This is a genomic window from Agromyces sp. GQ35 (genome assembly GCF_059758475.1).
Window position 1 is genome coordinate 1,078,984 of record NZ_JCAXEO010000001.1, and the last position, 25,658, is coordinate 1,104,641.

The 25,658-nt window shown below is 69.9% G+C and carries 21 protein-coding genes; 11 read left to right on the top strand and 10 right to left on the bottom strand.

Annotated features, from left to right (window positions below):
• The first annotated feature begins 3 nt into the window (after positions 1–3).
• Positions 4–2,367, top strand: a complete 2,364-nt coding sequence (locus tag AC6CH0_RS05085; RefSeq protein WP_498098681.1) for an LLM class flavin-dependent oxidoreductase — start codon at positions 4–6, stop codon at positions 2,365–2,367.
• An 80-nt stretch (positions 2,368–2,447) separates the two neighbouring features.
• On the top strand, positions 2,448–3,110 hold the full coding sequence (locus AC6CH0_RS05090; protein WP_498098682.1) for an NADPH-dependent F420 reductase: 663 nt from the start codon (positions 2,448–2,450) through the stop codon (positions 3,108–3,110).
• Between the two features lie 12 nt (positions 3,111–3,122).
• On the opposite strand, the gene AC6CH0_RS05095 is transcribed toward AC6CH0_RS05090, so the two are convergent.
• Both AC6CH0_RS05095 and AC6CH0_RS05100 read right to left on the bottom strand, forming a co-directional pair.
• Positions 3,123–3,467 carry a cupin domain-containing protein gene (locus AC6CH0_RS05095; RefSeq protein ID WP_498098684.1) on the bottom strand — a complete coding sequence of 115 codons (345 nt, stop codon included), beginning with the start codon at positions 3,465–3,467 and terminating at the stop codon, positions 3,123–3,125.
• A 111-nt stretch (positions 3,468–3,578) separates the two neighbouring features.
• Entirely contained in the window at positions 3,579–4,451 is an 873-nt protein-coding gene (locus AC6CH0_RS05100) for a carbohydrate kinase family protein (RefSeq protein ID WP_498098685.1), read from the bottom strand.
• Between the two features lie 109 nt (positions 4,452–4,560).
• Between AC6CH0_RS05100 and AC6CH0_RS05105 the strand changes: the two genes are divergently transcribed.
• The 3 genes from AC6CH0_RS05105 to AC6CH0_RS05115 all read left to right on the top strand — a co-directional run bounded on the left by AC6CH0_RS05105 (position 4,561) and on the right by AC6CH0_RS05115 (position 6,864).
• Complete coding sequence (locus tag AC6CH0_RS05105; RefSeq protein ID WP_498098686.1) at positions 4,561–5,673, top strand: phospholipase D-like domain-containing protein; 1,113 nt, start codon at positions 4,561–4,563, stop codon at positions 5,671–5,673.
• Positions 5,674–5,734: 61 nt separating this feature from the next.
• Positions 5,735–5,944 (top strand): hypothetical protein, encoded by a 210-nt coding sequence (locus tag AC6CH0_RS05110; protein ID WP_498098687.1) that lies wholly within the window; start codon positions 5,735–5,737, stop codon positions 5,942–5,944.
• Complete coding sequence (locus AC6CH0_RS05115) at positions 5,941–6,864, top strand: BadF/BadG/BcrA/BcrD ATPase family protein (RefSeq protein ID WP_498098688.1); 924 nt, start codon at positions 5,941–5,943, stop codon at positions 6,862–6,864. The genes AC6CH0_RS05110 and AC6CH0_RS05115 overlap by 4 nt, the downstream gene beginning before the upstream one ends.
• A gap of 36 nt (positions 6,865–6,900) precedes the next feature.
• Here AC6CH0_RS05115 and AC6CH0_RS05120 read toward each other — a convergent pair whose 3' ends face one another.
• From AC6CH0_RS05120 to AC6CH0_RS05140, 5 genes are all read right to left on the bottom strand, one after another.
• The gene (locus AC6CH0_RS05120; RefSeq protein ID WP_498098689.1) at positions 6,901–7,365 is read right to left on the bottom strand and encodes an SRPBCC family protein; all 465 of its coding nucleotides are present in this window, start codon (positions 7,363–7,365) and stop codon (positions 6,901–6,903) included.
• The gene (locus tag AC6CH0_RS05125; protein WP_498098690.1) at positions 7,362–7,712 is read right to left on the bottom strand and encodes an ArsR/SmtB family transcription factor; all 351 of its coding nucleotides are present in this window, start codon (positions 7,710–7,712) and stop codon (positions 7,362–7,364) included. The genes AC6CH0_RS05120 and AC6CH0_RS05125 overlap by 4 nt, the downstream gene beginning before the upstream one ends.
• 159 nt (positions 7,713–7,871) lie before the next feature.
• A complete protein-coding gene (locus AC6CH0_RS05130) occupies positions 7,872–9,245 on the bottom strand; it encodes a pyridoxal phosphate-dependent decarboxylase family protein (protein WP_498101038.1) in 1,374 nt (457 codons plus the stop codon).
• Between the two features lie 333 nt (positions 9,246–9,578).
• A complete protein-coding gene (locus AC6CH0_RS05135) occupies positions 9,579–10,739 on the bottom strand; it encodes a mandelate racemase/muconate lactonizing enzyme family protein (protein ID WP_498098691.1) in 1,161 nt (386 codons plus the stop codon).
• Between the two features lie 59 nt (positions 10,740–10,798).
• The gene (locus AC6CH0_RS05140; RefSeq protein ID WP_498098692.1) at positions 10,799–11,602 is read right to left on the bottom strand and encodes an IclR family transcriptional regulator; all 804 of its coding nucleotides are present in this window, start codon (positions 11,600–11,602) and stop codon (positions 10,799–10,801) included.
• A gap of 232 nt (positions 11,603–11,834) precedes the next feature.
• Between AC6CH0_RS05140 and AC6CH0_RS05145 the strand changes: the two genes are divergently transcribed.
• The 4 genes from AC6CH0_RS05145 to AC6CH0_RS05160 all read left to right on the top strand — a co-directional run bounded on the left by AC6CH0_RS05145 (position 11,835) and on the right by AC6CH0_RS05160 (position 17,779).
• The gene (locus AC6CH0_RS05145) at positions 11,835–12,773 is read left to right on the top strand and encodes a carbohydrate ABC transporter permease (RefSeq protein ID WP_498098693.1); all 939 of its coding nucleotides are present in this window, start codon (positions 11,835–11,837) and stop codon (positions 12,771–12,773) included.
• Positions 12,770–13,627 carry a carbohydrate ABC transporter permease gene (locus AC6CH0_RS05150; protein WP_498098694.1) on the top strand — a complete coding sequence of 286 codons (858 nt, stop codon included), beginning with the start codon at positions 12,770–12,772 and terminating at the stop codon, positions 13,625–13,627. The genes AC6CH0_RS05145 and AC6CH0_RS05150 overlap by 4 nt, the downstream gene beginning before the upstream one ends.
• Before the next feature lie 54 nt (positions 13,628–13,681).
• The gene (locus tag AC6CH0_RS05155) at positions 13,682–14,989 is read left to right on the top strand and encodes an ABC transporter substrate-binding protein (protein WP_498098695.1); all 1,308 of its coding nucleotides are present in this window, start codon (positions 13,682–13,684) and stop codon (positions 14,987–14,989) included.
• A gap of 147 nt (positions 14,990–15,136) precedes the next feature.
• A complete protein-coding gene (locus tag AC6CH0_RS05160) occupies positions 15,137–17,779 on the top strand; it encodes a golvesin C-terminal-like domain-containing protein (RefSeq protein ID WP_498098696.1) in 2,643 nt (880 codons plus the stop codon).
• 115 nt (positions 17,780–17,894) lie between these two features.
• Here AC6CH0_RS05160 and AC6CH0_RS05165 read toward each other — a convergent pair whose 3' ends face one another.
• Complete coding sequence (locus AC6CH0_RS05165; RefSeq protein WP_498098698.1) at positions 17,895–18,614, bottom strand: SDR family NAD(P)-dependent oxidoreductase; 720 nt, start codon at positions 18,612–18,614, stop codon at positions 17,895–17,897.
• On the bottom strand, positions 18,611–19,528 hold the full coding sequence (locus AC6CH0_RS05170; RefSeq protein WP_498098699.1) for a dihydrodipicolinate synthase family protein: 918 nt from the start codon (positions 19,526–19,528) through the stop codon (positions 18,611–18,613). The genes AC6CH0_RS05165 and AC6CH0_RS05170 overlap by 4 nt, the downstream gene beginning before the upstream one ends.
• 118 nt (positions 19,529–19,646) lie before the next feature.
• Between AC6CH0_RS05170 and AC6CH0_RS05175 the strand changes: the two genes are divergently transcribed.
• Positions 19,647–20,537, top strand: coding sequence for an SMP-30/gluconolactonase/LRE family protein (locus tag AC6CH0_RS05175; RefSeq protein ID WP_498098700.1), 891 nt, complete (start codon positions 19,647–19,649; stop codon positions 20,535–20,537).
• Positions 20,538–20,565: 28 nt separating this feature from the next.
• Here the strand turns inward: AC6CH0_RS05175 and AC6CH0_RS05180 are convergent, their stop codons facing one another.
• Positions 20,566–21,528: an acetylxylan esterase gene (locus tag AC6CH0_RS05180; RefSeq protein ID WP_498098701.1), complete on the bottom strand. Its 963-nt coding sequence runs from the start codon at positions 21,526–21,528 to the stop codon at positions 20,566–20,568.
• Between the two features lie 97 nt (positions 21,529–21,625).
• Between AC6CH0_RS05180 and AC6CH0_RS05185 the strand changes: the two genes are divergently transcribed.
• The gene (locus AC6CH0_RS05185) at positions 21,626–25,633 is read left to right on the top strand and encodes a golvesin C-terminal-like domain-containing protein (RefSeq protein WP_498098702.1); all 4,008 of its coding nucleotides are present in this window, start codon (positions 21,626–21,628) and stop codon (positions 25,631–25,633) included.
• Positions 25,634–25,658: the final 25 nt, after the last annotated feature.

Here is a 25,658-nt window from a genome sequence, read left to right on the forward strand (position 1 = left end):
ATCGTGGCGCCGCGTCCAGCGGGCGCCCTGAGCGATCGGAGCACGATGCACTACGGCCACGAGCTGCAGTTCGGCACCTTCATCACGCCGAAGAACGACCCCCCGCAGCAGGCCGTGCGCCTGGCCGAGCTCAGCGAGGCATCGGGCTACGACCTCGTCACCTTCCAGGACCACCCGTACCAGCCGGCGTTCCACGACACGCAGACGCTGCTCACCTGGGTCGCCGCGCGCACCGAGCGCATCCATCTCGCGGCGAACGTGACGAATCTGCCGTTGCGTCCGCCGGCCGTGCTGGCCCGAGCGGCTGCGAGTCTCGACCTGCTCTCGGGCGGACGCTTCGAACTCGGCCTCGGCTCCGGCGGCTTCTGGGACGCGATCGAGGCGATGGGCGGACGCCGGCTCACTCCGGGGCAGGCGGTCGATGCGCTCTCCGAGGCCATCGACATCATCCGCGGCGTCTGGGATCAAGGCGATCGCGCCCGCTTCGAGGTCGACGGCGACTACTACCGCGTCAGCGGAGCGAAGCGAGGGCCGGCGCCGGCGCACAACATCCCCATCTGGATCGGCGCCTACAAGCCGAGGATGCTGCGCCTCACCGGCCGCAAGGGCGACGGCTGGCTGCCCTCGCTCGGCTACATGAAGCCCGGCCAATTCGCCGAGTCGAACACGATCATCGATGATGCAGCCCTCGGGGCCGGCCGCGACCCTCGGGAGATCCGGCGCATCGTGAACATCGGCGGGCGATTCTCCGCCGGAGCCGGCGGCGGGTTCCTCGACGGGCCGGCAGCACAGTGGGTCGAGCAGTTGCTGCCGTACGTCGTGGACGACGGCGCGGGCACCTTCATCCTCGCCGGCGACGACCCGAGCGCGATCCAGCACTTCGCCGAGGAGGTGGCGCCCGCGCTGCGCGAGGCGGTCGCACGCGAGCTTCGAGTGACGGACGTCGCGGCATCCGCCGACCGTGTCGTGCCGGCCGCGGGCGGGACCGCGACGGGATCCGGGAACAGCGCCGTGCGCAGTTCCACCGTGCGGGCGAAGCGCCGCGACGGCATCGACTACGACGCGGTACCGGCGTCGCTGGCCGGCGATGCGATCGAGCCGGGCGACGCGGGCTACGTGCGGGTGAAGTCGACCTACCTGCGCGGCGGTGCGCCGGGGCTCGTGCTGCGACCGGCCGATGCCGCGCAGGTGGCCGACGCGATCGGCTTCGCGCGTGCGCACCCCGACGTGCCGCTCGGCGTGCGCAGCGGCGGCCACGGCATCAGCGGTCGATCGACGAACGACGGCGGCATCGTCATCGATCTCTCGCGCATGAACGCGATGGAGGTGCTCGACGAGTCACGTCGACTCGTGCGCGTGGAGGCCGGTGCACGCTGGCAGGAGGTGGCCGCGTTCCTTTCACCGCACGGTTGGGCGCTCTCGTCGGGCGACTACGGCGGCGTCGGGGTCGGCGGGCTCGCGACCGCGGGCGGCATCGGCTGGCTCGTGCGCGAGCACGGCCTGACGATCGACCACGTGCGCGCCGCCGAGGTCGTGCTGGCGAACGGCAGCATGGTGCGTGCGGATGCCGCGGAGCATCCGGATCTCTTCTGGGCCGTGCGCGGCGCAGGGGCGAACGTGGGCGTGGTGACGGCGTTCGAGTTCGAGGTCGACGAGGTCGGCCAGCTCGGCTTCGCGCAGCTCGGGTTCGACGCGAGCGACACCGCCGGGTTCCTGCTGGCGTGGGGCGACTGGGTCGTCGACTCGCCGCGAGACGTCACGAGCTTCCTCATCATGGGCGGTGCCAGGCCGGGCGAAGCGCCGGTCGCGCAGGTGATGGCGGTCATCGACTCCGACGACCCCGAGACGGTGGTTTCGCGGCTGCAGCCGCTCGCCGAAGCGGCACCGCTCGTCGCCCAGGATGTGCGGCTGACGAGTTACGCGTCGATCATGGCGAACGCCGCCGATGGCAGCCACGGCGCCGAGGGGGAGCCGACCGCGCGCACCGGCGTGATCGGGCGCATCTCTCCCGAGTTCGCGCGCGATGCCGCCCGATTCCTAGCGAGTGGGGCGAGCTACTTCTTCCAGCTGCGCGCGGTCGGTGGCGCGGTGCACGATGTGCCGACGGATGCCACGGCGTTCGCACACCGCGCGGCCGAGTTCTCGGTCGTCGCCTTCGGCTCGAGCCGGAACCAGACGAGCGAGAAGTGGAACGAGCTGATCGCGCCGCATGTCTCGGGCGCCTACGTGAGCTTCGAGACGGAGCAGGGAGCGGATGCGGTCGCCGCGGCCTACCCGCCCGCGACGCTCGAACGGCTGCGTGCGATCAAGCGCCGGGTCGACCCGGGCAACCTGTTCCGCGACAACACGAACGTCGAGCCGGCGTAGGTGCTGCGGGCCCGGCGTGCACATCTGTGCAGATGCCGAGAACCGGGATCGAATCGCGCGTCGATGGCGTTGGCCCAAGCATGACGAACATCGCACCTACTCACATCGGACTCATCGGCGCCGGACACATCGGAGGCGCGGTCGCCCGCGGACTCGTGAAACTCGGTCACCGAGTGACGATCAGCAACTCGCGCGGGCCCGAGACGCTCGCCGACCTCGTCGCCGAACTCGGCCCGAACGCGACGGCCGGCACGCCCGCCGAGGCGGCGGCAGCCGGAGAGTTCGTCGTCGTGACGGTGCCGTTCGCGGCCTACCGCGACGTTCCCGTTGCTCCACTCGCGGGCAAGATCGTGATCGACACGAACAACTACTACTGGGAGCGCGACGGCCACATCGACGAGCTCGATTCCGGTCGGGCAACCGTGTCGGGGCTGCTGCAGGCGCACCTGCCCGAGTCGCGGATCGCGAAGGGGTTCAATCACATCACGGCCGCTTCGATCCTCACCGACGGGTCGCCCGCCGGCACACCGGGTCGCCGCGCGCTCGCCACGGCGAGCGATTTCGACGATGCCGCCGCGCTCATGATGGGGCTCTACGATGACTTCGGCTTCGACGCCGTGACCGTCGGCTCGCTCGCCGAGAGCTGGCGCGTCGAGCGCGACCAGCCGGCGTACGTCTCGGTGCAGAACCGCGACGAGCTCATCGCGAACCTCGCGCGTGCCGAGCGCATGCTCGCGGCCTGACCCGCGGTACCCCTACTCGAGCCACTCGGTGATGAACGTCGGGCTCGCGTGAATGTGGGTGGAGATCATCGCCTCCGGCCCGATGACGACGAACTTGTGCGGCGTCAGCGCGGGCACCACGAGCACCTGCCCGCCCACGGCCTCGAGCCGTTCGTCGCCGACCGTGAACAACGCCCGCCCGTGCCTGATCACGAAGGTCTCGGTGTAGGGGTGCTGATGCAACCGCGGCCCGGAGCCATCGTTCGCGTTGTACGTCAGGATGAGCGAGACCTCTGAGCCGATCGACTCGCCCTCGATCGACTCGTGCCAGTCGATGTCGTCTTCCGCGCCACCGCTGCGCTGGTGCATCAGGACCATTGCCGATTCCTCCCCGAATCGTTCACGCCGCGGCATCCGCTCGGCTCAGCTGTCGACGCACACGGTACACCGCGCATGTCGCGCCCGCACCTGCGCCGGCGCCCGCCGACGCTACCTGAGCACAGCGTCGAGCACCGGGTGCAAGTGCTTCGTCGTGAGCACGGTCGCGGCGTGCCGGGCGCCGGCCGCGAGCGCATCTTCGAGGGAAGAGCCGGCGAGGTGCGCGTCGAGCACTCCCGCCATGAACGCGTCGCCGGCCCCGTTGGTGTCGAGCACGTCGACGGGTTCCGCGGCAACGCGGGTGCGCAGCATCCGCTCGTCGTCGCCGGCGCTCACGGCGATCGCCCCGCGCTCGCCGAGGGTGCAGACCACGACGGATGCCCCGCCGCGCACGCACTCGTGCATGAACGGCAGCGGGTCGTCGCTGATGCGGTCGGCGTTCATGAAGATCCAGTCGGCGGCCTCGATGAAGGGTCGGTGGAACTCGGCGGTGCCGTCGTAGTCGTGGATGTCGGTCCAGATCGGCCGGCCGGCAGCGCGCGCCGCCCCGATGAGTGCGCGCGAACGCTCGGAGAGGTCGAGCACGATCGCCGGGGCATCCGTCATCGCCTGCGTCAGCTCGGCCGACGGCGGCGTGCCGGGGTCGGACGGAGAAGAGAGGTAGAGCGAGACCCGCTCGCCAGCGCGGGTCATGAGGTTCAGGTGGCTCTCGGTGCGCGACGCGGTCAGCGCTGCGAGTTCGACCCCGGAGGCCTCGAGCGCACCACGCACGCGCCGGCCCTCGCCATCGTCGGCGATCAGCGTGTGCAGCAGCACCGCGCGCCCCAGGCCCGCGAGACCCAGCGCCTTGCCGGCGGAGGTGCCGCCGATCGTCTCGTAGTCATCGAGCGCGAACTGCATGTGCGGCACGGGCTCGGGCAGGTGCTCGAGGTAGACGATGCGGTTCCAGGCGGCGGGACCGGAGATGACGATGGGCGCATTCATGGTTCGCCAGCGTAGCGGTGCGCGCGGCGGGCTCCGGGCGGGCACTGATGACCGGCGCGGCGAGCGGGGTCACGCTTGAGTTGAGGAACACTCATGAAAGAGGTGCGCCATGCCGGTCACCATCGGCGGAGTCGAGTTGTACATGGGGCCGACCGCGGTCGGCGGGCCCGACGACCTCGACCAGGCCATCCGCGACTTCATCGACGGGGCGAAGCACAGCCTCGCGATCGCCGTGCAGGAGATCGACTCGCGGCCGATCGCCAAGGCGATCCTCGCGGCCAAGATCCGCGGCGTGCGGGTGCGGGTCATCCTCGAGGGCGACTACCTGACCGAGGAGAAGGCGCTCGAGGATCCGTGGGGCGTCACCGGTGCGCACGAGGAGAACCGCATCATCCAGGGCGCACTGCTGAAGGCGCGGGTCGACGTCGTCAGCGACCTGAACCCGAAGATCTTCCACCAGAAGTTCATCGTGCGCGATTCGGGCAAGCCGACGGCCGCGGTGCTGACGGGCTCGACCAACTTCACCCTCACCGACACCGGCAAGAACGAGGCATCCGGAATCGACGCCGGGCAGAACCTCAACCACGTCGTCGTGCTGCACGGCCAGCACGCCGCGACCGAGTACCTGCGCGAGTTCGAGCGCATGCGCTCCGGCACCTTCGGAGACCTGCACGAGCGCGTCGAGCCGAGACCGAAGGAGTTCGACCTGCCCGAAGTGCGGGTGAAGCCGCTCTTCGCCCCGCGGCACGGTCCGGAGATGGAGATCATGAAGCAGATGCTGAAGGCCCGCGGGAGCATCGACTTCGCGATGTTCACGTTCGCCCAGTCATCCGGAATCGACGACACGATGATCCGCCTGCGGCCGCTCGTGCCGCGCATCCGCGGCGTGCTCGACCGCGGCCAGGGCGCGGCGAAGTGGGCGGCGACGAGCGACCTCGGCAGAGGCGACGTCGAGCTCTTCACCAACAAGCGCAACACCGGGGTGCGCAAGCTCCACCACAAACTCATGGTCATCGACGAGCGGCTCCTCATCGTCGGCAGCTTCAACTACACGGCACCCGCGAACACCCTGAACGACGAGAACATCATCGTCATCGGCGACCTCGAAGAAGAGCAGGGCAGCCCAGCGGATGTCGCGCAGCGGGTGCTCGCCCGCTACGCCCTCACCGAGATCGACCGCATCATCGACGACCTCTCGTCGCCGGTGCCGGTGGCGCCCTGAGGTTCGAGCAGCACTCGTCCGCGTTGCCGCGCGCGGCAACGATCCCCGCTACGGTCGAGGCATGTTGTACGACGCCTTCAACTTCTCCTGGCTGTACGGCGGCGTGTGGGTGCTGTTCGCTCTCGCGCTGCTCACCGCACTCGTCTGCCTCAGTGTGCTGCTCATCGCTGCGGCGAGGGCATTGAATGCGTCGGCGAGGTGGCGTCGGGTGCAGACCGAGCTGCTGCTCGCCGAGACCGCGGCGGCTCCCGCCCCCGAGACCGCGCCGTGACGGTGACGAGCACGCTCGCGATCGATGCGGGCCAGTCGGGCATCAAGGTCAGGCACTCGGATGCCGCGGGCATCGGTGAGTGGTCGGCCCCCGGCATCCGAACCGACCTGCCGCTGCTGCCGCAACTCGCGCGCATCATCGAGCAGGCGCACGAGGCCGGCCGCACCGCCGAACGGGTCGGGCTCGGCGTCTCGGGGCTCACCGACGACGAATCCGATGCGGGCTACCTGCTCGCCGCCGCGGCGCCGCTCGGTGCCCGCAGCGTGCACCTCGCCCACGACTCCATCACCGCGTATCTCGGCGCACTCGGCGACGAGCGCGGCGTGGTCGTCGCGGCGGGCACGGGCGTCGTCACCCTCGCCGCCGGTGTCTCCGATATCGCCCGGGTGGACGGCTGGGGCTACATCATGGGCGACGCCGGCAGCGGGTACTGGCTCGGACGGGCCGGCCTCGACGCCGTCATGCGCGCCCACGACGGCCGCGGCGACCCGACCGTGCTGACCGAGGTCGTGCGCGCCGACTTCCCCGATCTCGAGGGGGCGTACATCGAGCTGCAGGCCGACCCCGAGCGGGTGCAGCGCGTCGCGTCGTACGCCCGTGCGGTCGCCGAGGCGGCCGCCGCCGGCGACGCAGTCGCCGAGCAGATCATCGCCGAAGGGGCGCGTGAGCTCGCGGCATCCGCGATCGCCGGACTGCGCCGTGTCGGTGAGCTCCACACGACCGCCTCACGCGTGCGCGGCGTCGGCGGGCTCTTCGCGGGCGAAGTGCTCGGGCGCGAGTTCGTCTCGGCCGTGCGCCGGGTGCTGCCGGCGGCCGACATCCGGCTCGGCGAAGCGCACCCGGTCGACGGCGCCGCCGCGCTCGCCGAGGTCGCCCCGACGAGCGCGCTCGCGCCGCATATCGCGTCGGCCGGCGTCTGACCGGCCGGCCGGGTTCCAGCTGCGCCCGGCCGGGCTTCAGCCGCGCGTCAGGTAGGCCTCGATGCGGTCGAACGCACCGTTCATGACCTCGTTCTGGAAGAAGTCGCGCACCTCGGGCGTCGGGAAGCCGGTCTGCTCGACGGTCATGAGGGTGCCGCCGTCGTTCGCCTCGAAGGTCACGACGATGTGCGTCGTCATCGTGTTTCCGTCGGGTTCGCTGCCGCTCGACTCGGTGACCAGGCGGTGCGGCCGATCGATCTCGAGGAAGGTCTGCACCTCGCGGAAGAGCAAGTCGCGGTTGGGACCCCAGACCGCGGTTTGCGTGCCACCCACCCGGAGGTCGACCTCGATCTCGACCACGCCGGGCTCCTCGTCGAGGATCGAGTACCAGATCTTCTGCTTCTCGGCGTCAGTGTAGGCGTCGAAGACGTCTTCCGGCGAGGCCGGCAGTTGGCGCTGGACCTTCATTCCGATCGTTTCGTTGATGTCGGTGTCGCTCATGATTCCGTTCCTTTCGAGAGGGTGAAGTAGGCGTCGAGGCCGTCGAGGCGACGGGCCCAGAGCCGTTGATAGAAGGTGATCCATGCCATGGCGTCGTCCAATCGCTCGGTGCCGAGGCTGACCTGGCGTACTCGGCCGACCTTCTCGGTCGTGACGAGACCTGCGGACTCGAGCACGTCGACGTGCTTGCGGATGCCGGTGAGGGTCATGCCGCTCGGTTCGGCGAGCTCGGTGATCGTGGCGGGGCCGGAGCCGAGCCGGGTGAGGATGTCGCGTCGCGTCTCGTCGGCGAGGGCGGCGAACGCCCGGTCGAGGTACGCCGGCGATGCGAACTGTTGCTGAACCATGTGGTTCAGTGTAGGACACTGAACCGAAAAGTTCAATGATCTGTTTCGTCGGCCGAGTAGCGAGCGCCGGCGAGCGTATCGAGACCACGCGTCGGGTCTCGATACGGCGCTGGCGCGCGTACTCGACCAGCGGGGTGGGGCGGCCGGCTCGACCGGCGGCTACATCGTGTCGAGGATCGCGACGAGGTGCTCGAACGTCGTGTTCGGGTTGACGATCGCGAATCGCGTGTTCGGCCGGCCGGCGTGCGAGCTCGGCGTGACGAAGGCGCGCTGTTCGTCGAGCAGCCGAGCCGACCAGGTGTCGTAGTCGGACTTCGACCAGCCGTCGCGTTCGAACACCACGACCGAGAGCTGCGGCGAACGCACGAGCGTGAACCCCTCGCGCGACGCGATCTCGTCGGCGATGCGCTCCGCGAGCGCGATCGAATTCGAGATCGCCTCGCGGTACGCCGCGCCGCCGTAGGTCGCGAGCGAGAACCAGAACGGCAGGCCGCGGGCTCGTCGGGTGAGGTGCGCCGCGTAATCCGACGGGCTCCAGTCGCCGCCCTCGGTGAGCGTGTCGAGGTACTCGGCGTGCTGCGTGTGTGCCCGACGCCCCCGCTCGGGGTCGCGGTAGATCAGCGCGCAGGCATCGAACGGCGCGAAGAGCCACTTGTGCGGGTCGACGATCACGGAGTCGGCGTGCTCGACCCCGGCGAAGCGGTGCCGCGCGAGCGGTGAGAGCATGCCGGCGAGACCATACGCCCCGTCGACATGGAACCAGAAGTCGAATTCGCGCTTGAGTTCGGCGATCGAGGCGAGGTCGTCGACGATGCCGAAGTTGGTCGATCCGGCGGTCGCGACGACGGCGAAGACGGATGCCCCGTGCGTCTCGAGTGCGGCCCGAACCTCTTCACCCCGCAGCACGCCGTCGCCGGCCGGGGTGACCGGCACCACGTCGACGTCCATGACTCGGGCGGCAGAGGCGATGGAGGAGTGGGCCTCGGCGCTGCACACGATCTTCCATCGGCCACCGGGCGGAGCCGGCACCGTGGCATCCGCGTCGTCGCCGGCGAGCTGGTGGCGCGCGTGCTCGCGTGCCGCGACGAGCGCCGACAGGTTGCCGAGCGTGCCGCCCTGTACGAAGACGCCGCCAGAGGTCGACGGCAGGCCGAACTCGCTGCCGAGCCACGACAACACCTCGTTCTCGGCGTAGACGGCGCCCGCACCCTCGAGCCAGGAACCGCCGTAGAGTGCGCTCGCCGAGACCACGAGGTCGAACGCCGTCGCTGCTTTCGTCGGCGCTGTCGGAATGAAGGAGAGGTACTGCGGGTGGTCGGTCGTGATGCACGCCGGGGCGAGCACGTGTTCGAAGAGGGCGAGCGCTCGGGCCGCGCCGATTCCGTCTTCGTCGATCGTGCGGCCGGCGAGGCGGCGCAGCTCGGCCTCGGAGACGGGCTTGTCGAGCGGGGTGTCGTCGCTCAGGATGCGGCGGCGCGAATAGGCGAGCACGAGGTCGACGAGGTGGGACGTCTCGTCGGAGGTCGAGTGCATGCGCGTGGCCGGGACGCGCGGTCCGTCGGCGGCGGTCGGGTCGAGGTTCGTCCCGCGGGCGGGTTCGTTGCGGTGCATCCGGATGTCCCTTTCGGCTCGGCCGCGCCGGGTCACCGGTGGGCCACAGGAAAGTTTCACATACTGCCGTTGATTCGCAAAGAAGTGTCAGGTTTCGTGCGTCGGGCGCACGAATCGCGTGCCGGGAGGTGCATGGATGCGGCGGATGGCGCGCGCCACGCAATCCCGCACACGGCCGCTGGCCGAGTGTTCATGCCGAGATCTCGTGAACTTCTTTCGGCCTACGGCGCGGGCCGATCGTTCGGCCGAGCGCGGTCAGCCGCGCACGAACTCCCGCACGACGGCCTCGTCGACGCTCACGCCCAGACCTGGGCCCGTCGGCACGACGAAGCCGCCGTCGGGCCGCACCTCGAGCGGCGTCGTGAGGATGCGGTTCGCGACGGGGAGCGTGAGCGGCTGGTACTCGAACGCGAGCAGCGATGCCGAACTCGCGGCGACGTGCACGCCGGCCGCCATGGCGATGCCGAATGCGGCCGAGTGGTGCGGCGCGACCTGCACGTGGAACGCGTCGGCGACCGCCGCGATCGCGAGCCCCTCGGTGATGCCCGTGCGCCCGATGTCGGGCTGGGTGAGACCTACGGCACGGCGCGTGAGCCAGTCGGTGAACTCGAATCGGCTGCGCATGGCCTCGCCCACCGCAACGGGAGTGTCGATCGCAGCGGCGAGGTCGCGGTGGCCCTCGACGTCTTCGGGGGCGAGCGGCGCCTCGAAGAACCAGGCGTGGCGTTCGTCGAGTTCGCGTCCGAGGGCCTTCGCCTCGCCGAGGCGGTAGCTCCAGTGCGCGTCGAGCGCGACCTCGAGGTCGGGATGCACGGCGCGGACGGCGTCGAAGGTCGCGAGGTCGGTGCGGAGGTCGGTGCCGAGGTGCATCTTGAACCGGCGCACGCCCGCTTCGACGAGCACTGCGGCCCCCTCGGCGATCTCCGCGTCGTCGGCGCCGCGGACCCCCGACACGTACGTCGGCAGCACTTCGGCGAAGCGCCCGCCAGCGAGCTCCGACACCGAGAGGCCGGTCGCCTTGCCCCAGAGGTCCCAGAGGGCGATGTCGACCGCGGCCATCGCATCGGCCTGGTGCCCCGTGAGGTGCCCGCGCTCACGCATCGATTCCGACATCCGGTGCCAGAGGGTGCGCACCGAGCGCGGGTCCTCGCCGAGGATGAGCGGGGTGAGCAGGTGGTCGACGATCGCGGCGGCGACCTCGGGCGCGACGGGGGCGAGCCCCTCGCCCCATCCGACCAGTCCGTCGTCGGTCTCGATCTTCACGATGAGCGTCTCGTAGCCGGGGGAGTAGAGGCTCCGCCACGGCGGCCGGATCATGTAGCCGCGGTGCTCGACCGCCGACTCGCCCGCGTAGGAGTTGTCGGCATCCTCCTTCGACAGGAAGAGGGGAAAGGTCTGGACGCGCGCGATTCTCACAGGGGTCTCCGGTGACGTGAGTGAACGAGAAGCCGTCGACGGATGCCGCGGCGTGGGGGTCAGATGGCCGCGAATGCCGTCGCGGAGTGGGACGGGCTGTAGCCGAGGGCGACGGAGATCTCGTCGGCAGCCTCGATCACCTGCAGGGCGAGCTCTTGATGCGGCGCCTGCAGGTCGAGCACCGAGAGCGGGCCGCTCGCCGAGAGCCCGGCGACGATCTCGCCGGCTCGATTGCGAATGGGGGCTGCGATGCACGCGCGCCCGAAGGCGAGCTCCTCGATCTCGGTCGCATAGCCACGGCTGCGGGTCTCATCGAGGGCGAGCTGCATCGCGCCGCGATCGACGATCGTGTGCGGGGTGAATCGTTGGGGGCTGTTCGCGAAGTACTCGTCGACGCGCGTCGCGGGCATGCCCGACAACAGCGCCTTGCCGAGGCCGGTGGCGTGCAGCGGGCCGGTGCGGCCGGCCATCGCGAACGACTTGGGGGCCAGCGCGCCCTCGAAGTTGCAGAGGTAGGTGAGCGTGAATCCGCTGAGTTCCGCGACGTTGACACCGATGCCGAGTCGGTGCGCGAGGTTCTGCGCGATCTGGCGGGATGCGCGGAAGATCGGCGAACCGTTCAGTGCGATGGTGCCGAGGGAGACGGCGGCCGGCCCGAGCCGGTACAGGCCCGTGCGGTCGTCTTGCACGACGAACGTCATGCGGTCGAGTGCCGACATCATGCGGGAGACCGTCGACTGGCCGAGGCCGGTGAGGGCGCAGAGCTCGGAGACGCGGAGTTCGCCGGCCTCTTCGGTGAAGCACGCGAGCAGGGACATCGCCCGTTCGACGGTCTGGGTGCCACCCACCGATTCGGATGCCATCGGGACTCCTTCTCATGCTGGTGCCGCTCGATGCGACGCTGCGGCTCGACGCCACTGCCCGTCATCCTAATGAGAGGAATGGCCGGGGGCAACACAAATATGGGTGAGTTATGCATTTTGTGGATTTCGAATCCGCATTGTGGTTTACTGGCCGCACGTCACCGTTGACGACTGATACAACGACGTACGGGGCCCTCACCCAAGGGCTGACCTCTCTCGGGAAGTGAACGCAATGCAGCAAGCCATCCTCGATCGGCCCGCGACACGCGAGTCGGCCGAGCCTCCACGCCAGGGGCGTCGCACGACCCTCGGGGCGAAGGATCGCACCTTCGGATTCATGATCGCCCTGCCGGCGATCCTGCTCTTCCTCGTGATCGCGATCTTCCCGCTCGTCTCGAGCATCGGCACGAGTCTCTACGACCAGTCGCTGCTCCGGCCCGATCGCACCTTCGTCGGCTTCGACAACTACACGGCGATCTTCGGCGAGTTCATGGCCCGCCTCGGCACGACGCTCACCTTCGCGACGCTCGCGACGATCTTCCCCGTGCTGCTCGGAGTCGCCCTCGCGATCCTGCTGAACGCACGCATCCGCGGGCGCAACATCCTGCGTGGCACCCTCATGCTGCCGTGGCTCCTGCCCGGCGTCGTCGTCTCGTTCCTCTGGGCGTGGATCTTCAACGACAGCTACGGCGTGCTGAACCACCTGCTGACCATGGTCGGCCTGCCCGAGGTGAGCATGCTCGGCAACCCGACCGGCGCGATGGCGGCGGTGGTCATCGCGAAGACCTGGCACTCGTTCCCCTGGATCATGGTCGTGGCCCTCTCGGTGCTGCAGACCCTGCCGAGCGAGCAGCTCGAGGCCGCGACGATCGACGGGGCCACGCGGTCGCAACGCTTCCGCTACATCTCGCTGCCGCACATCATCGGTCCGGTGGCCCTCGTCGCGACGCTCGAGTTCATCTACAACTTCGGCAACTTCGACACGATCTTCGTCATGACCGGCGGCGGGCCGGGCGACTCGACCACGACGCTCGCCGTCAGCCTCTATCAACTCGCGTTCGGCAGCTACGAGCTCGGCAAGGCCTCCGCCATGGGTGTGCTCTGGCTCATCCTCCTCGCGATCATCTCGAGCGGGTACCTGCTCCTCAACCGACGACTGGAGAAGCGATGAGCCGCGGCCGCGACATCGGCGAGGCGATCGTTCGCCCGAGACTCTCGATCCCGGGGCGCATCGCGCTCCTGCTGCTCGCCCTCTTCGGGCTGCTGCCGGTCTACTGGCTCGCGGCGACGGCGCTCATGAAGAAGGAGGCCGTCTTCGCGCTCGACCGGCCGCTCTTCCCGGTCGACCCGACCCTCGAGAACTTCATCGGGTTCTTCCAGAACGACGCACTGCTGCAGAACCTCGCGAACAGTTTCATCGTGTCGACCGGCACGGCCGTGCTCTCCGTGCTGGTGGGCGGCCTCATGGCGTACTCGCTCTCGAAGTTCCGCTACCGGGGCCGCAACCCGATCATGTTCATGTTCCTCATCGGGCAGTTGATCCCCGGGGCGCTGCTCCTGATCTCGCTGTACCTGATGCTGAGCTCGGCGGGCCTGCTCTACACCTACACGGCGCTCATCATCTCGTTCACGACGTTCACGCTGCCGCTCGTGGTCTTCCTGCTGAAGGGCATCATCGACGGCCTGCCCGACGACATCCTCGAAGCAGCGAAGGTCGACGGCCTCTCGCGCATCAGGACGATGTTCCAGATCGTCTTCCCGCTCGTGGTGCCGGGGCTCATCACGGCGGCGATGTTCGCCTTCATGCGCGGCTGGAGCGACCTGCTCTTCGCGCTCACGCTCGCGGGTCCCGACAAGCAGACGCTGCCGGCCGGCCTCACCCAGGCCTTCATCCGCGAGGGCACGGCCGATTGGCCCGCGCTCATGGCGGCATCCCTCATCACCTCGCTGCCGCTCGCCATCATCTTCATCCTCCTCCAGCGCTACTTCGTCTCCGGCCTCGCGTCGGGGGCGGTCAAGGGCTAGCGCAGCTCCACCGAACCACCCCCGACCCACCCCCTCGACGAAGGAGCAGTTCCCATGAACATCTCGACCTCGCAGCTCAGCCGCCGCGCCTTCCTCGGCGGTGGCACGGCGTTCGCCGCGCTCGGCGCCCTCGCCCTCGCGGGCTGCGCCACCCCCGCCGCACCGGGGGCCAGCGCGGGCGCGAACGCCGCGACCAAGGCCAAGACCATCAACTTCTACGGCAACTCGCTCGGCGAGGAGGCACTGAGGCCGGCCTGGGAGAGCGTGCTCAAGGGCTTCTCCGCCGAGGAGGGCGTCACGGTCTCGCCCGTGATCTACCCCTACGACCAGGCGGCGACGCAGCTCGCGCTCACCGGTCGCTCGGGCAAGCTCATGGGCGTCGGCCAGTCGGGCGGATGGCAGGTGCTCACACCGATGGACGTGCTCGCCGACCTCACCGAGCTGGCCGACGGACTCGGCATCCCGCAGGGCGTGCTCGACACCTACACGATGGACGGCAAACTCCTCGTGCTGCCGCTCACCGCGTCGGGCATCGGCATCATCACGAACGGTGAGATCGCCAAGAGCGTCGGCATCAAGTCGGGCATGACCGTCGAGCAGTTCGCGACCGCGCTCGAGAAGATCAAGTCGCAGGACTCGTCGCTGATCCCGTACGCGGCGGTCACGAAGAACCCCGACCTGAAGGATGCCGCGCACTGGATGTGGGGCTGGGGCAGCCCCGTCGTCACCGACGACTTCGAGTGCACGATCGGCGACAAGGAGAGCGTCGAGGCGATCACCTGGTACAAGGGACTGCAGGATGCCGGCCTGACGCAGCCGAACGTCGCCCGGGCAGACGGGCGCATCCTGTTCGCGAGCGGGCGCGCCGCCCTCTACGACGACGCTCCGCTCGCCTCGACCTTCGTGAAGACGAACGGTGCCGCACAGAACATCATCGACAACATCAGTGCGATCGCCCGGCCCACCGCCGACGGCAACCCCTCGTACAACCGCGCCTGGGGCGGCGGCCTGTTCGCGAGTGCGGGCGAGGGCGAGCTGACGAGCCGCGACTTCATCACCTACGCGGCGACGAACGTCGAGGCCGCGACGGCGCAGTACGAGCATTCGGGAGTCGCGCCGGCCGCGAAGTCCGTCGCCGACCAGATCCCGGCGCTCGCCGCCGACGAGTACCAGACCACGTTCCGCACCGAGGTCTCCGAGCACGCTCGCGGCGCCGCGTGGGACCGCGTGCCCGTGACCGCGCAGATCGACACCGCGATCGGTGCCGGCGTCGCGAACATCCTTGCGGGCCAGGTCGACGTGCAGTCCGGCCTCAACTCCCTGAAGAAGGAAGTGCAGGACCTGCTCGACGCGAACTCGTAACGCCTCGGCGCCGGCCGTCTGCAGGGGACACGCGGGCGGCCGGTGCCGAAATCGAAACGCCTCGGTGCCGGTCGTGTGCGGGGACACGCGGGCGGCCGGTGATCGGGGTGCCCTGAAGCATCCGCTGCATTGCAAAGGAGCACTGTCATGGCACTGAACCGATTCCACCTCCGTGTTCGCTCGCGGCGACTCGTCGCCCTCGGCGCGGCGCTCGCGGCGACGGGCGCGCTGCTCGTCGCGGCACCGCTCGCCGGTCCGGCCGAGGCCGCTGACGAATCGCTCCCCTCGAACGCTCCACCCGGTTACGAGCTCGCCTGGGCCGACGAGTTCGACGGGGTGAACGCTGACGGCACCGGACTCGACGAGAGCGAATGGTTCTTCCGCGAGGGCGAGAAGGCCGAGTGCTCGAACCAGCCCGACAACGTGAGCGTCGGCGGCGGCCTGTTGCACATCGCGCTGAAGGCCGAGTCGGCGAACGGCGAGAACTACACGTGCGGCGGCGTCATCTCGAACCGCTGGTTCGGCTACGGCTACTACGAGACGCGCGCGAAGCTCTGGGGCGACCAGGGCTTCCACTCCGCGTTCTGGACCACGGGGCTCACCGCCTACATCCCCGACGTGCCCGACTATCGCGGCCCGCACAACCGCATCAACGAGATCGACGGCTTCGAAGTCGACTCGCACGCACCCGACAAGCTCGCCTACCACTCGCACTGGTTCGTGCCCGAGCACGTCGGCAACCAGGGCAAGCTCATCACGCAGGCGGACTCCTCGCTCGAGTATCACAACTACGGCTTCGAGTGGACGCCGACCGAGGTGCGCTTCTACACCGACGGCGTGCTCATGAACACGCTGCCGAAGGCGGGGCCGCACGGCATCCAGAACATCTGGCTCACGACGCTCGGCTACACCGCGCCGGTCGACGAGTCGAACCTGCCGGGCGAGACGACGTGGGACTACTTCCGGTACTTCGCGCCGGTCGAGGGTGGGGCGGATGCCTCCGCGGCTCAGGTCGTCGTCGACAACGGCGATGCCGGCTACACCGAGGCGGGGCAGTGGGCCGACGAGCTCACCGACGGGCGGCAGGTCGCGTTCGGTGCTCAGGACAAGCGGGTGCGCCGCACGGATGTCGCAGGGGCATCCGCTGCGTGGACGCCGCCGCTGACCGACGCGGGGTCGTACGAGGTCTACGTCTGGAACTCGAACATCCTGCAGACAGGGCACTCGGCCGCCCGCTACACGGTCGCGCGCGACGGCGGCAGCACCGACGTCGTGCTCGACCAGCGCGCGTCGGGCCAGCAATGGGTGAGCCTCGGGGTGCACGACTTCTCGCCCGGACAGGGCCAAGGCGTCTCGGTGACCGGTGCCGCCGCCGGCGCCGGCGTGCTGCGCGCCGACGCGGTGAAGTTCGTGCCTGCCGTCGTGATCGACAACGGCGGGCCCGGCTACACCGAGGCCGGCGCATGGGGCGGCTCGACGAGCATCAAGGGCTGGCGCGGCAGCGACACCCGGTACGCGAGCGCCTCGAGCGCGACCGCGCGTTGGACGCCGGAGCTCGCGGAGACCGGCACGTACGACGTGTACGCCTGGGTCGTTCCGCGCGACGCGAACTCGTCGAACGCGCGCTACACGGTCGTCGCCGGTGGCGACAGCACCGAGGTGGCGATCGACGCGAGCGTGCCGACGGCGAAGTGGGTGCGGCTCGGGAACTTCGAGCTCGCCGCGGGCGACTACGTGGAGCTCGGCAAGGACTTCGGCGTGACGGGGCTCATGCGGGCCGACGCCGTGAAGTTCATCGCCGCGGCACCCGAGTCAGGAGCCCCGGCGACGCCGACCGGCCTCGAGGTCGAGGTCGAGCGCACGCCGCCGATCGGCGACAACTGGTTCACGGCCGAGTGGCAGGGCGTCGCCGATGCCGACCTCGTCGGGTACCACGTGTACCTCGACGGGCAGCGACTCACCTGGCAGCCCGTGCAGCGCACCTCGTTCGCCTTCCACGAGTTGCTCGGCGGCGAGACGTACTCGATCACGGTGACCGCGGTCGATCGGCTCGGCAACGAGTCCGCGGCATCCGCTGCCGTCGACGCGGTCGTGCCGGTCGACAAGCACGCGCCGAAGCCGCCGACCGGTGTCGTGGCCGAGGCCGCCAACGGCAAGGCGGTGCTCTACTGGGACCAGAACTCCGAACTCGACCTCGGCGGCTACAACGTCTACGCCGACGGCGAGCTCATCACGCCCGTGCCGTTCGGCAACACGAACGACGCGCACAACCGCGACCTCGGCTTCGAGGTGCCCGACCTCGAGAACGGCGTCGCCCACACGATCGAGATCACGACGCTCGACTTCGTCGGCAACGAGTCGAAGCCGACCACCGTCGAGGTGACCCCGCTGCCGATGACGATCATCGGTGTGCAGGACGACGGCTACACCGAGACCGCGGGCACCTGGGCCCCGTCGAGCGTGCCCGGCTGGCTCGCGTCGAAGACGCGCGCGAGCATCAACGGGATCGCGAGCGTCGAGTGGCGACCCGAGCTGCCGGCGGCGGGTGAGTACGAGGTCTGGGCGTGGGTGCCGAACCACGCGAACTCGACGCCGGTGGCGCGGTACACGGTGACCGGGGCCGGCGGCACGACCGTCACCGAGATCGACCAGCGCAGCGGCGGCGCGAAGTGGGTGTCGCTCGGCACTGCGCAGTTCGACGCCGGCACCGCGGGTGCCGTCACGCTCACGAACAGTGCGGCCGGCTACCTGCGCACGAACGTCGTGAAGTTCGTGCCGGTGGGCGACTAGCCGAGCGAGACCGCGACCGCTGAGGCGGGTGCGCCGGCACAGAGCCGGGGCACCCGCCTCAGTTGGTTTGCGACGGAGGGCGTCCTCGCACCGCGAGAGCCGCCCGCTCGCGCCGCTAGAGCCAGCGCGCGCGCAGCTCGGGCTTGAGCCACGCCGCGGGGGAGGAGATCGACAGGCCACCATCGACGGGGATCGTCGTGCCCGTGACGAAGGAGGCGGCGTCGGAGCCGAGGAAGGCCACGACGGCGGCGACCTCCTCGGGTCGGCCGATGCGGCCGAGCGGGTAGCCCTCGCTCTCGCCGGTGTCGGTCGCCGAGATGCTCCCGGGTTCCACGGCGTTGACACGGATGCCCCGGGGGCCGTAGTCGAGCGCCAGCTGCCGCACGAGGCCCTCGACGCCGGCCTTCGCCGCTGCGTACGCGGGCAGGCCAGGGGCGGCGAGTGAGGCATTGACCGAAGTGACCGCCACGATCGATGAACCGGGTGCCAGGCGCGGTAGCGCGGCGCGGGCCACGAAGAACGCCGAGTCGAGGGTCGCGCCCAGCGCACCCCGCCAGTCGTCGTCGCTCGTGGCATCGGCCCGGCCGATCGGCATGCGCGCGGCGGCGAGCACCACGGTGTCGAGCCGGCCGAGGGCCTGCTCGGCGTCGGCGACCGCCTGCTCCGCGGCATCCGCTCGGCTGCAGTCGGCGACGAGGTACCGCTCGAAGACGGGGTCGACGGATGGCTCCAGCCCGACTCCGACGACGGCGTCGCCACGCTCGGCGAAGGCGCGCGCGATGGCGAGGCCGATGTCGGAGGTGCCGCCGATCAGCAGCACGCCGCGGCGGTTCACACGCGCACCGGGATCGGCAGGGGCGGAAGCTCGAGCTCCTCGATCACGAGGTCGACGGCGGCGCGACTGCCGGCGTCGAGCGGCGCAGCGGGGTAGCGCACGGTCGCGTGGTCGATGATGCCGCGCGCCACGAGCACCTCTTTGTGCACCGCCCACGCGATGCCGCCCTGCAGGCCGACCAGCACGAGCGGCAGCATACGACGAAAGCCCGCGCGCGCTTCGTCGACGCGCCCCGCCACGAACTGCGCGAGCACGGGGGCGAGCAGGTCGGCGAACTCGCAGGCCGGCATCGTGCCCACGGCGCCTCGCGCGTACTCCTCGAGGCAGAACTGCGCGTTCTGGCCGCCGAGCACGGCGAAGTCGGCGTCGCCGATCGCGTCGACGACCGCACCGACCTTGGGCGCGGTCGGTGGAGCTTCGATCTTCACGGAGTCGACGCCGTCGAGTCGGGCGAGTTCGGCGATGAGTGACGGGGCCATGGCGACGCCGGTCACGCCCGGGGCATCCTGCACCATCACCGACAGCGACGTGGCAGCCGCGACCTCGCCGTAGAAGTCGACGAGGGTGGCCGCCGGCGGCTTCACCATGAAGGGCGGCAGCACCATGAGGGCGTCGGCGCCGCCGTCTTGGGCGATGAGCGCCTGCTCGATCGAGGTGGCGGTCGAGGTGCCGTTCACGCCGGCGACGACGGGTACTCGGCCGGCGACGAGTTCGACGACGTCGGCGAGAATCGTGCGCCGCTCGGCGGCGGTGAGTGCGAACCCCTCGCTCGCCATGCCGAAGACGGCCACGCCGTCGACGCCGGAGGCGAGCTCGAACTCGACGAGGCGGCGAAGGCTCCCGCGGTCGAGTGCGCCCGCCTCGTCGAACGGGGTGGCCAGGATCGGCATCAAGCCGTGCAGCTTCGGGGCCATCGGCCACGTCCTCTTCTCAGCGTCGTTGCTCTTCAGTCGCTCACTCTCGCAAGTGACATTCATATTGTGAGTTAGTCTGCCATATATCGGGTATCGCCACCAATGAAGGATGTCACGGATGTCGCGCTCCACGCCCTCACGAACCGTCGAGATCATCTCCGTCGGCCGATATGCACAGGCCGAGTCACCTCGCTGGGACGGCCGCGACGGTGGTCTCGCCTGGATCGACATGGTGACGGGCTCATTCCACCGGGGGCGTCTCGAGGGTGGAGCGGTCGTGCCCGGCGCCGCCGTCACCGTCGGGGCGCGCATCGGAGCGCCGGTGCCGCTCGCCGAGCCGGACGCGGGTTGGGCCGTGGCGGTCGACCGTGGCGTCGTGCACGTGGGCGACGACCGGGTCGTCTCATCGCTCGCCACCGACATCGCCGCGGCCGGCAGCTACATGAACGACGGCGGGTGCGACCCGTTCGGCCGCTTCTGGGTGGGCAGCCAGTCGATGCCCCGAGCACCGCACTGCGCGCTGTGGAGCATCGACCCCGACGGCGTTGCGACCGAGCGCCTCGGCGGGGTCACGGTCTCCAACGGGCTCGCCTTCGATCGCACCGGCGAAACGCTGTACTACATCGACACGCTGCCGCACCGCAGCATCGAGGCCTTCGACGTCTCGCCCGACGGCCGGCTCGGCAACCGGCGCACGGTGTGCCGAGTCGAGGGCGGCAACCCCGACGGCATGACGATCGACCTCGAGGGCATGCTGTGGGTCGCGGTGTGGGATGCCGCCGAGGTGCGCCGCTACTCGCCCCAGGGCGCGCTGCTCGAGACGATCGAGCTGCCGTCGCGGCGGCCCACCGCGGTCGCGCTCGTCGGCAGCCTGCTCGTGATCACGACGGCGAGCATCGGCCTGTCGAACCCATCCGACGCCGACGGTGCGCTGCTCGGCGTCGAGGTCGAGGTCGGCGGGGCGCCGGCGCTGCCGTGGCGTGGCGTCGGACCGCACACCGCTTCGTAGCGGACGATCGGCGCGCCTCGCTGCGCGTCTACGCCAGGCGGTCGGCGGGGAGCGCGAAGAAGTCGGCGGCATCCTGCCGCGCCAGCCGTTCGGAGGCCTCCGCGATCGGCCCGTCGAGGTGCCCGTTCGCGCGGACGCTCAGTCGCTTCGGACCGGTGAGCGCGTGGTAGACGGCGAACTGCCCACGCGGGTCGACGGCAGGATCGAGCACCGCCGCTGCCACATGCACCGGGATGCGGATGCGCCGTGCGGCGATCGCGGCGTCGAAATAGTCGAGCACGGGGCGTGCCTCGGGGTGCCGCTGCAAGTGCTGGCGCACGGCCTCGCCGCTGCCGGTGCATCGACGGGTGAGTCGGATCGCGTGATGCCCGAAGCTCGGCACGTCCAGCGAGGCGCGGCGGAAGCGGGAGTCCCAGGGCAGGGCCATCGCCCCGACGCCGCCACCGAAGCTCCCGCCGCTGAAGTCGAGCACCCCGGCCGCTGCGGGGGCGGCCTCGAGCAGCACGGTCGCGGCTCGCCAGATGTCTGCGGCGGCGAAGCGGTGCGAGTACGCGTCGCGGTGCGCGATGCCCGCGAGCACATGCTCGTCGGGGAGGGCCGGGAAGCGGCTCGAGGTGTTCGGGAGCGTGCCCGGCGCCGCAGGGAAGATCGCGGCCGTTCCCGCGGGCACCAGGTCGGGGTCGGGGGCGGCGCGGCCCCCGTAGCCGTGCCCGACCACGAGGCCGCGGCGGACGCCGGTTTCGCCGCTCGGCACCATCATGAACGCCACGGCCTCTTCGCCGGCCGACGAATCGAAGCGGATCTCCGTCACGTGATGCGTCTCGGTGGCGTCGAGTTCGCGCGAGAGCCGCCACGAGACCGGTGCGGTGCCGAACTCGTCGAACGTCTCGCGCCAGAACTCGTCGAAGTCGGCGGGCTCCTCCGGCAGTGCGGGGGCGGTCAGCAGCGCGGTCAGCGAGTACTCGGTCAGTTCCTCGGGGTACAGGGTCACCGCGGTTCCTCTCAGGGCGAGTGCATGATCGACGCTACCGGCGTCGCTGACAGCATGGCCATTGACACTCTCGCATAACACATGCATCATATGCATCATGGATTCAACGCAGAACCCAGAGGCCGATGATCGTTCCGGGCTGTGGAGCCGCCGTTCCGCGCTCCGCCTGCTGATGGTCGCGGGCGTGCTCCCGGCGGTCCTCGGTGGCCACCCCGACGCCGCCGCAGCAGATCCGGGGTTCAGCGGCGCGAACGGAGCGTACGCCGACGCCCTGCGCCGGTTGGACAAACCGAACCTCTCGTTGACGCGAGTGGCGCGACTGGTCGGGCGCAATCACCGGATGACGTTCTTCCAGGCCCGGTGGGATGGCGGTGAGACGATCGTCCGCGACCTCGAGATCAAGCACGATGGCCGGTGGCTGTCGCTGACCGACCCCGAGCAGCGCTTCGACGAGCAATGGGTCGTGTTGGCCGGCACCCTGCCGTCCGGCAGCGCGCCGGAGCTGTACGGGCCGCTCCAGCCGGCGTGGCTGGGCTTCACCTCGTATCGGCGTCTCGGCGGTCAGGTGATCGAGCTGCGCACCAGCACCGACGACGTGGAACTCGTCGTGCGCTGGCGACTCGACGGCGACCACCCGGAGGCGCACTACGTGCTCACGGCCAAGCGCGCCGGCGACTACCTCGTCGGGTACCAGAGCCAGGACGCCAAGGGCCTCGACGGCATCGACGAGGTGCTCTGCGGGTCGTACCAGCACGCACTCTCCGTCGTCGACGGCTCGGCGCCGCTCGGTGCGTGGGAACTCTTCGCCCCGATGGCGCTGACCCAGTACCCGGTCGGTGACGTCGCGGTCACCTCGGGGGTCTACCTCCCGGCCGAGGTGGCCGAGTTCGTGCACGAACGCCACCTGATGTCCGACCGCCAGCCCTATGGGATGAGCCTGCGCAATGACAGCCTCGACATCGTGCCGAGCATCTATGCACCGTATCCGGGCCTTCGAACGGCCATGGCGGCCGGTGAGCGACGTGGCTTCGCCTTCGGCCTCGCTGCCCGCGCCGGCTCCCTGTACGACACTTACTCCCAGTTGTGCCGTGGCGAGTACGGCCTGAAGGCCTACCGGCACAACGTCTACGACCGATCGTTGACCGACGCGGTCCACGCCATGACGGAGTTGATCGCCATCGAGCCCGACGGAGACGACTCGGTCGACTACATCCCGTCCTTCTCCGGGTGGTGGAACCGGGGCAAGGGGTTCGTCGACGTCGAGAACGAGGACGCGGTCCGCACCGCGGCCAGCGGCGTGCTCCTCTCCGCGCACTACCTGACCGGCGTCGCGGACGGCACCCTCTACGATCGGCGTGCCCGGCCTGCGATCGAGTACCAGTTGTCCCGCAAGGGCATCGGACACTCGCCGGTGATCGGCGGCGCGGTCTACAACGACACGACGCAGTACCGGATCGCGCGGATCCCCACCGACGCCGTGAACCTGGCTGCGCTCTCTCAACTGACGCACGGCCGCAACGCGGGAATCCAGCGACTGGCGCTGAGCGCCACCAAGGCGGGCGTCGTCGGTCAGAGCCGGGCGCCGTTCGCGACCGCACTCGCCACCCATCAGATCACAGGAGACCCGGCATACCTCGCCGAGGCCACCCTCATCGCGAAGCGCTACGTGCAGGACGAGATCATCACGCCGTATCGCGGCAACGGGCAACCGCCGGGAGGGTTCGCCTACAGCTTCTCCAAGTACTGGGTCGACCTGCTGGTGCTGTTCGAGCTGACCGGCGAGGCCGAGTTCCTCGACGGGGCCTATCGGGAGGCCCAGCGCTTCATCACCCAGACCGCGGTTCGCCCCGTGCCGGACCAGACGATCACCGTGCCGGAGGGGCACGTGATCACGCAGCAGTACGACTGGGAGACACGGTCGTCCCTGCCGTCCTATCCGACCACCGAAGTCGCTCCCGAGACCGTGCCGGCCTGGTATGTCTCCACCACCGGACTCACGTTCGAGGCGCTGTCGTCGTTCAAACTCGGTGACAGTTCGCTGACCGACCCGGGTGGCGGCTACGTCTTCAATCCCTGCTGGGCCGGGGCGCTGCTGCGGCTGGCTCATCACACGGGCGACCCATTGCTGGCCGACGTCGCGCACAACATGGTGATCGGCCGGTTCACCACCTATCCCGGCTACTACAGCCGTCAGTTCCAGGTGGCCCAGCTGAAGCCGGACTTCGCCACCAGCGGTCCGGTCGGGATCACCGGGTACTACTTCCACCATGCACCCGCCCAGCTCGGCCTCGCGATGGACTATCTGATCAACGAGAGCTTCTACCGGAGCTCGGGCAAGATCGACTTCCCGCACGCGTTCGAAGCCGACTTCGCCTACTTCAAGTACTTCGCGTACGGCCACGCCCCCGGCACCTTCTTCGGCGAGGAGGGCGTGTGGCCGTACTTCCCGGCCGGCCTGATCTCCCTCGACAACCCGCTGGTCAACTGGATGGCAGGCGTCGGGAACGATGCCCTGTACGTCAGCCTCACGAACTCCGCGTCCGACGCGCAGTTCGTCGTCGTCGACCTCACCGGTGAACTGACCGGCGTGGTGGCGAGCGACGCGCCGGCGGTCGAGGTGGTGGCCGCCGACGGCAGTCGCTCGTCCCATGTTGCCAACGGCGGGCGGCTCCGGGTGAGGGTGCCCGGACACGGGCTCGTCGCCCTGGTCGTGCGGGGGGTGTCGGTGGAGCGAACGGCGCTGCCCTTCGATGACCTCGTCGATCACGGCCCCGACAGCTTCCACGAGGTCGACTCCGATCCGGCCACCGACTACGGCCTCGCCCGCGGCGTGCTCCTCGTGCGACCCGACGGCCGAGGCTACGACGCCTATGTGCAGATCGACACGGAGGAGCCGGCCACCCTCAGCTATCGGATCGGCGACCGCCCGGTGCGGGATGCGGCGCCGAAGGGCTACCCGTACGAGTGGACGATCGCGGTCGACTCCCTGGCCGAGACGTTCAGTTACACGATCACCGTCGGCGCGGTGACCACCGAGGAGGTCACCCTGAGCCTGCCGGCGAGGATCAGCGGCGCCGAGAGCGGGGTGAGCGGCGACGTGATCGCCCAGGCCACGGGCACCGCCGGCGACCGGGTGCCGCTCGTGATCGAGGTGCGCAATGCGACCGCGGAGCCATTCAGCGGTGACGTGGCCCTGACGTTGCCCGACGGCTGGCAACTGGACGGAATCGTGCCGACGGTCTCCGTTCCCGCGCTGGGAGCGACCCGGGTCGACTCGGCCGCGATCATCGCGCCGACCGCCGCGCTCGGAGAGACTCGGGTCGAGGCGGCGTTGACGGCTTCCGGAAGTGATCCAGTGGTGCTGAGGCCGGCGGCGATCGAAGTGATCGACAGTCGCCGGGTGGTGTCGCTGACCACCGACACCGCAATCGTCAGCGGACCGGGTGCGACCGCCCAGCTGACCGCGCTGGTGATCAACACCGGCGTCACACCGCTGCGCGGCACCTTGGCTCTCTACGGCGTCTCCGGGTGGAGCATCGGTCAGCGGGATGCGGTGATCGAGGTGCCGCCGCGATCCGACCTGACCCACACGTGGACGGTGACGGCCGGGCCGGCCGTTCGCCCGGGATCGACGAATCGGTTCGAGGCTCGCCTGGACCAGACGCTGCGCCGTGGAGTACTGGTCCGGGTCGCCGACGAGGGCGTGATCGCCCACACCCAGTCTCCATGGCCGGGCTATCTGGAAACCGGGCTCTGGTACCCGAGCGGCTTGGCCGGCTGGAACGGCACTCGAACGCGCTACAGCGATGTCGACTCGGTGGGCAGCACCGTGACCTGGACCGTGAACCTGCCCGAGCCCGGCATGTATCGGGTCTCGGTCTGGTACCCCACCAACCCGACGACCACCTCCTCGGCCGCCTACGTCGTCGAGCACGAGGCCGGCAGTACCGAGGTGGTCGTGAACCAGACCGAGGGAGCCGGGGCGTGGCGCTCGCTCGGCAGCTTCCGCTACGGCGCCGGCGCCGTCGGTGTCGTGCGATTGGAAGTGCGCAATCCCGCCTTCCACCGCGCGAGCGCTGCGCAGTTCCTCCGCACCGGGAGCTGACCCGCGGGGTGCCCGGCGCCCGCCC

What these genes read in the sequence shown, in the direction of transcription:
- AC6CH0_RS05095 (WP_498098684.1), bottom strand. Translation starts at nt 3,467, where the DNA reads ATGGTCCTGATGCACCAGCGCAGCGGTGGCGCGGAAGACGACATCGAC.
- AC6CH0_RS05125 (WP_498098690.1), bottom strand. Translation starts at nt 7,712, where the DNA reads ATGGTTCAGCAACAGTTCGCATCGCCGGCGTACCTCGACCGGGCGTTC.
- AC6CH0_RS05120 (WP_498098689.1), bottom strand. Translation starts at nt 7,365, where the DNA reads ATGAGCGACACCGACATCAACGAAACGATCGGAATGAAGGTCCAGCGC.
- AC6CH0_RS05110 (WP_498098687.1), top strand. Translation starts at nt 5,735, where the DNA reads ATGTTGTACGACGCCTTCAACTTCTCCTGGCTGTACGGCGGCGTGTGG.
- AC6CH0_RS05100 (WP_498098685.1), bottom strand. Translation starts at nt 4,451, where the DNA reads ATGAATGCGCCCATCGTCATCTCCGGTCCCGCCGCCTGGAACCGCATC.
- AC6CH0_RS05130 (WP_498101038.1), bottom strand. Translation starts at nt 9,245, where the DNA reads ATGCACTCGACCTCCGACGAGACGTCCCACCTCGTCGACCTCGTGCTC.
- AC6CH0_RS05155 (WP_498098695.1), top strand. Translation starts at nt 13,682, where the DNA reads ATGAACATCTCGACCTCGCAGCTCAGCCGCCGCGCCTTCCTCGGCGGT.
- AC6CH0_RS05185 (WP_498098702.1), top strand. Translation starts at nt 21,626, where the DNA reads ATGGATTCAACGCAGAACCCAGAGGCCGATGATCGTTCCGGGCTGTGG.
- AC6CH0_RS05105 (WP_498098686.1), top strand. Translation starts at nt 4,561, where the DNA reads ATGCCGGTCACCATCGGCGGAGTCGAGTTGTACATGGGGCCGACCGCG.
- AC6CH0_RS05170 (WP_498098699.1), bottom strand. Translation starts at nt 19,528, where the DNA reads ATGGCCCCGAAGCTGCACGGCTTGATGCCGATCCTGGCCACCCCGTTC.
- AC6CH0_RS05140 (WP_498098692.1), bottom strand. Translation starts at nt 11,602, where the DNA reads ATGGCATCCGAATCGGTGGGTGGCACCCAGACCGTCGAACGGGCGATG.
- AC6CH0_RS05150 (WP_498098694.1), top strand. Translation starts at nt 12,770, where the DNA reads ATGAGCCGCGGCCGCGACATCGGCGAGGCGATCGTTCGCCCGAGACTC.
- AC6CH0_RS05090 (WP_498098682.1), top strand. Translation starts at nt 2,448, where the DNA reads ATGACGAACATCGCACCTACTCACATCGGACTCATCGGCGCCGGACAC.
- AC6CH0_RS05145 (WP_498098693.1), top strand. Translation starts at nt 11,835, where the DNA reads ATGCAGCAAGCCATCCTCGATCGGCCCGCGACACGCGAGTCGGCCGAG.
- AC6CH0_RS05160 (WP_498098696.1), top strand. Translation starts at nt 15,137, where the DNA reads ATGGCACTGAACCGATTCCACCTCCGTGTTCGCTCGCGGCGACTCGTC.
- AC6CH0_RS05175 (WP_498098700.1), top strand. Translation starts at nt 19,647, where the DNA reads ATGTCGCGCTCCACGCCCTCACGAACCGTCGAGATCATCTCCGTCGGC.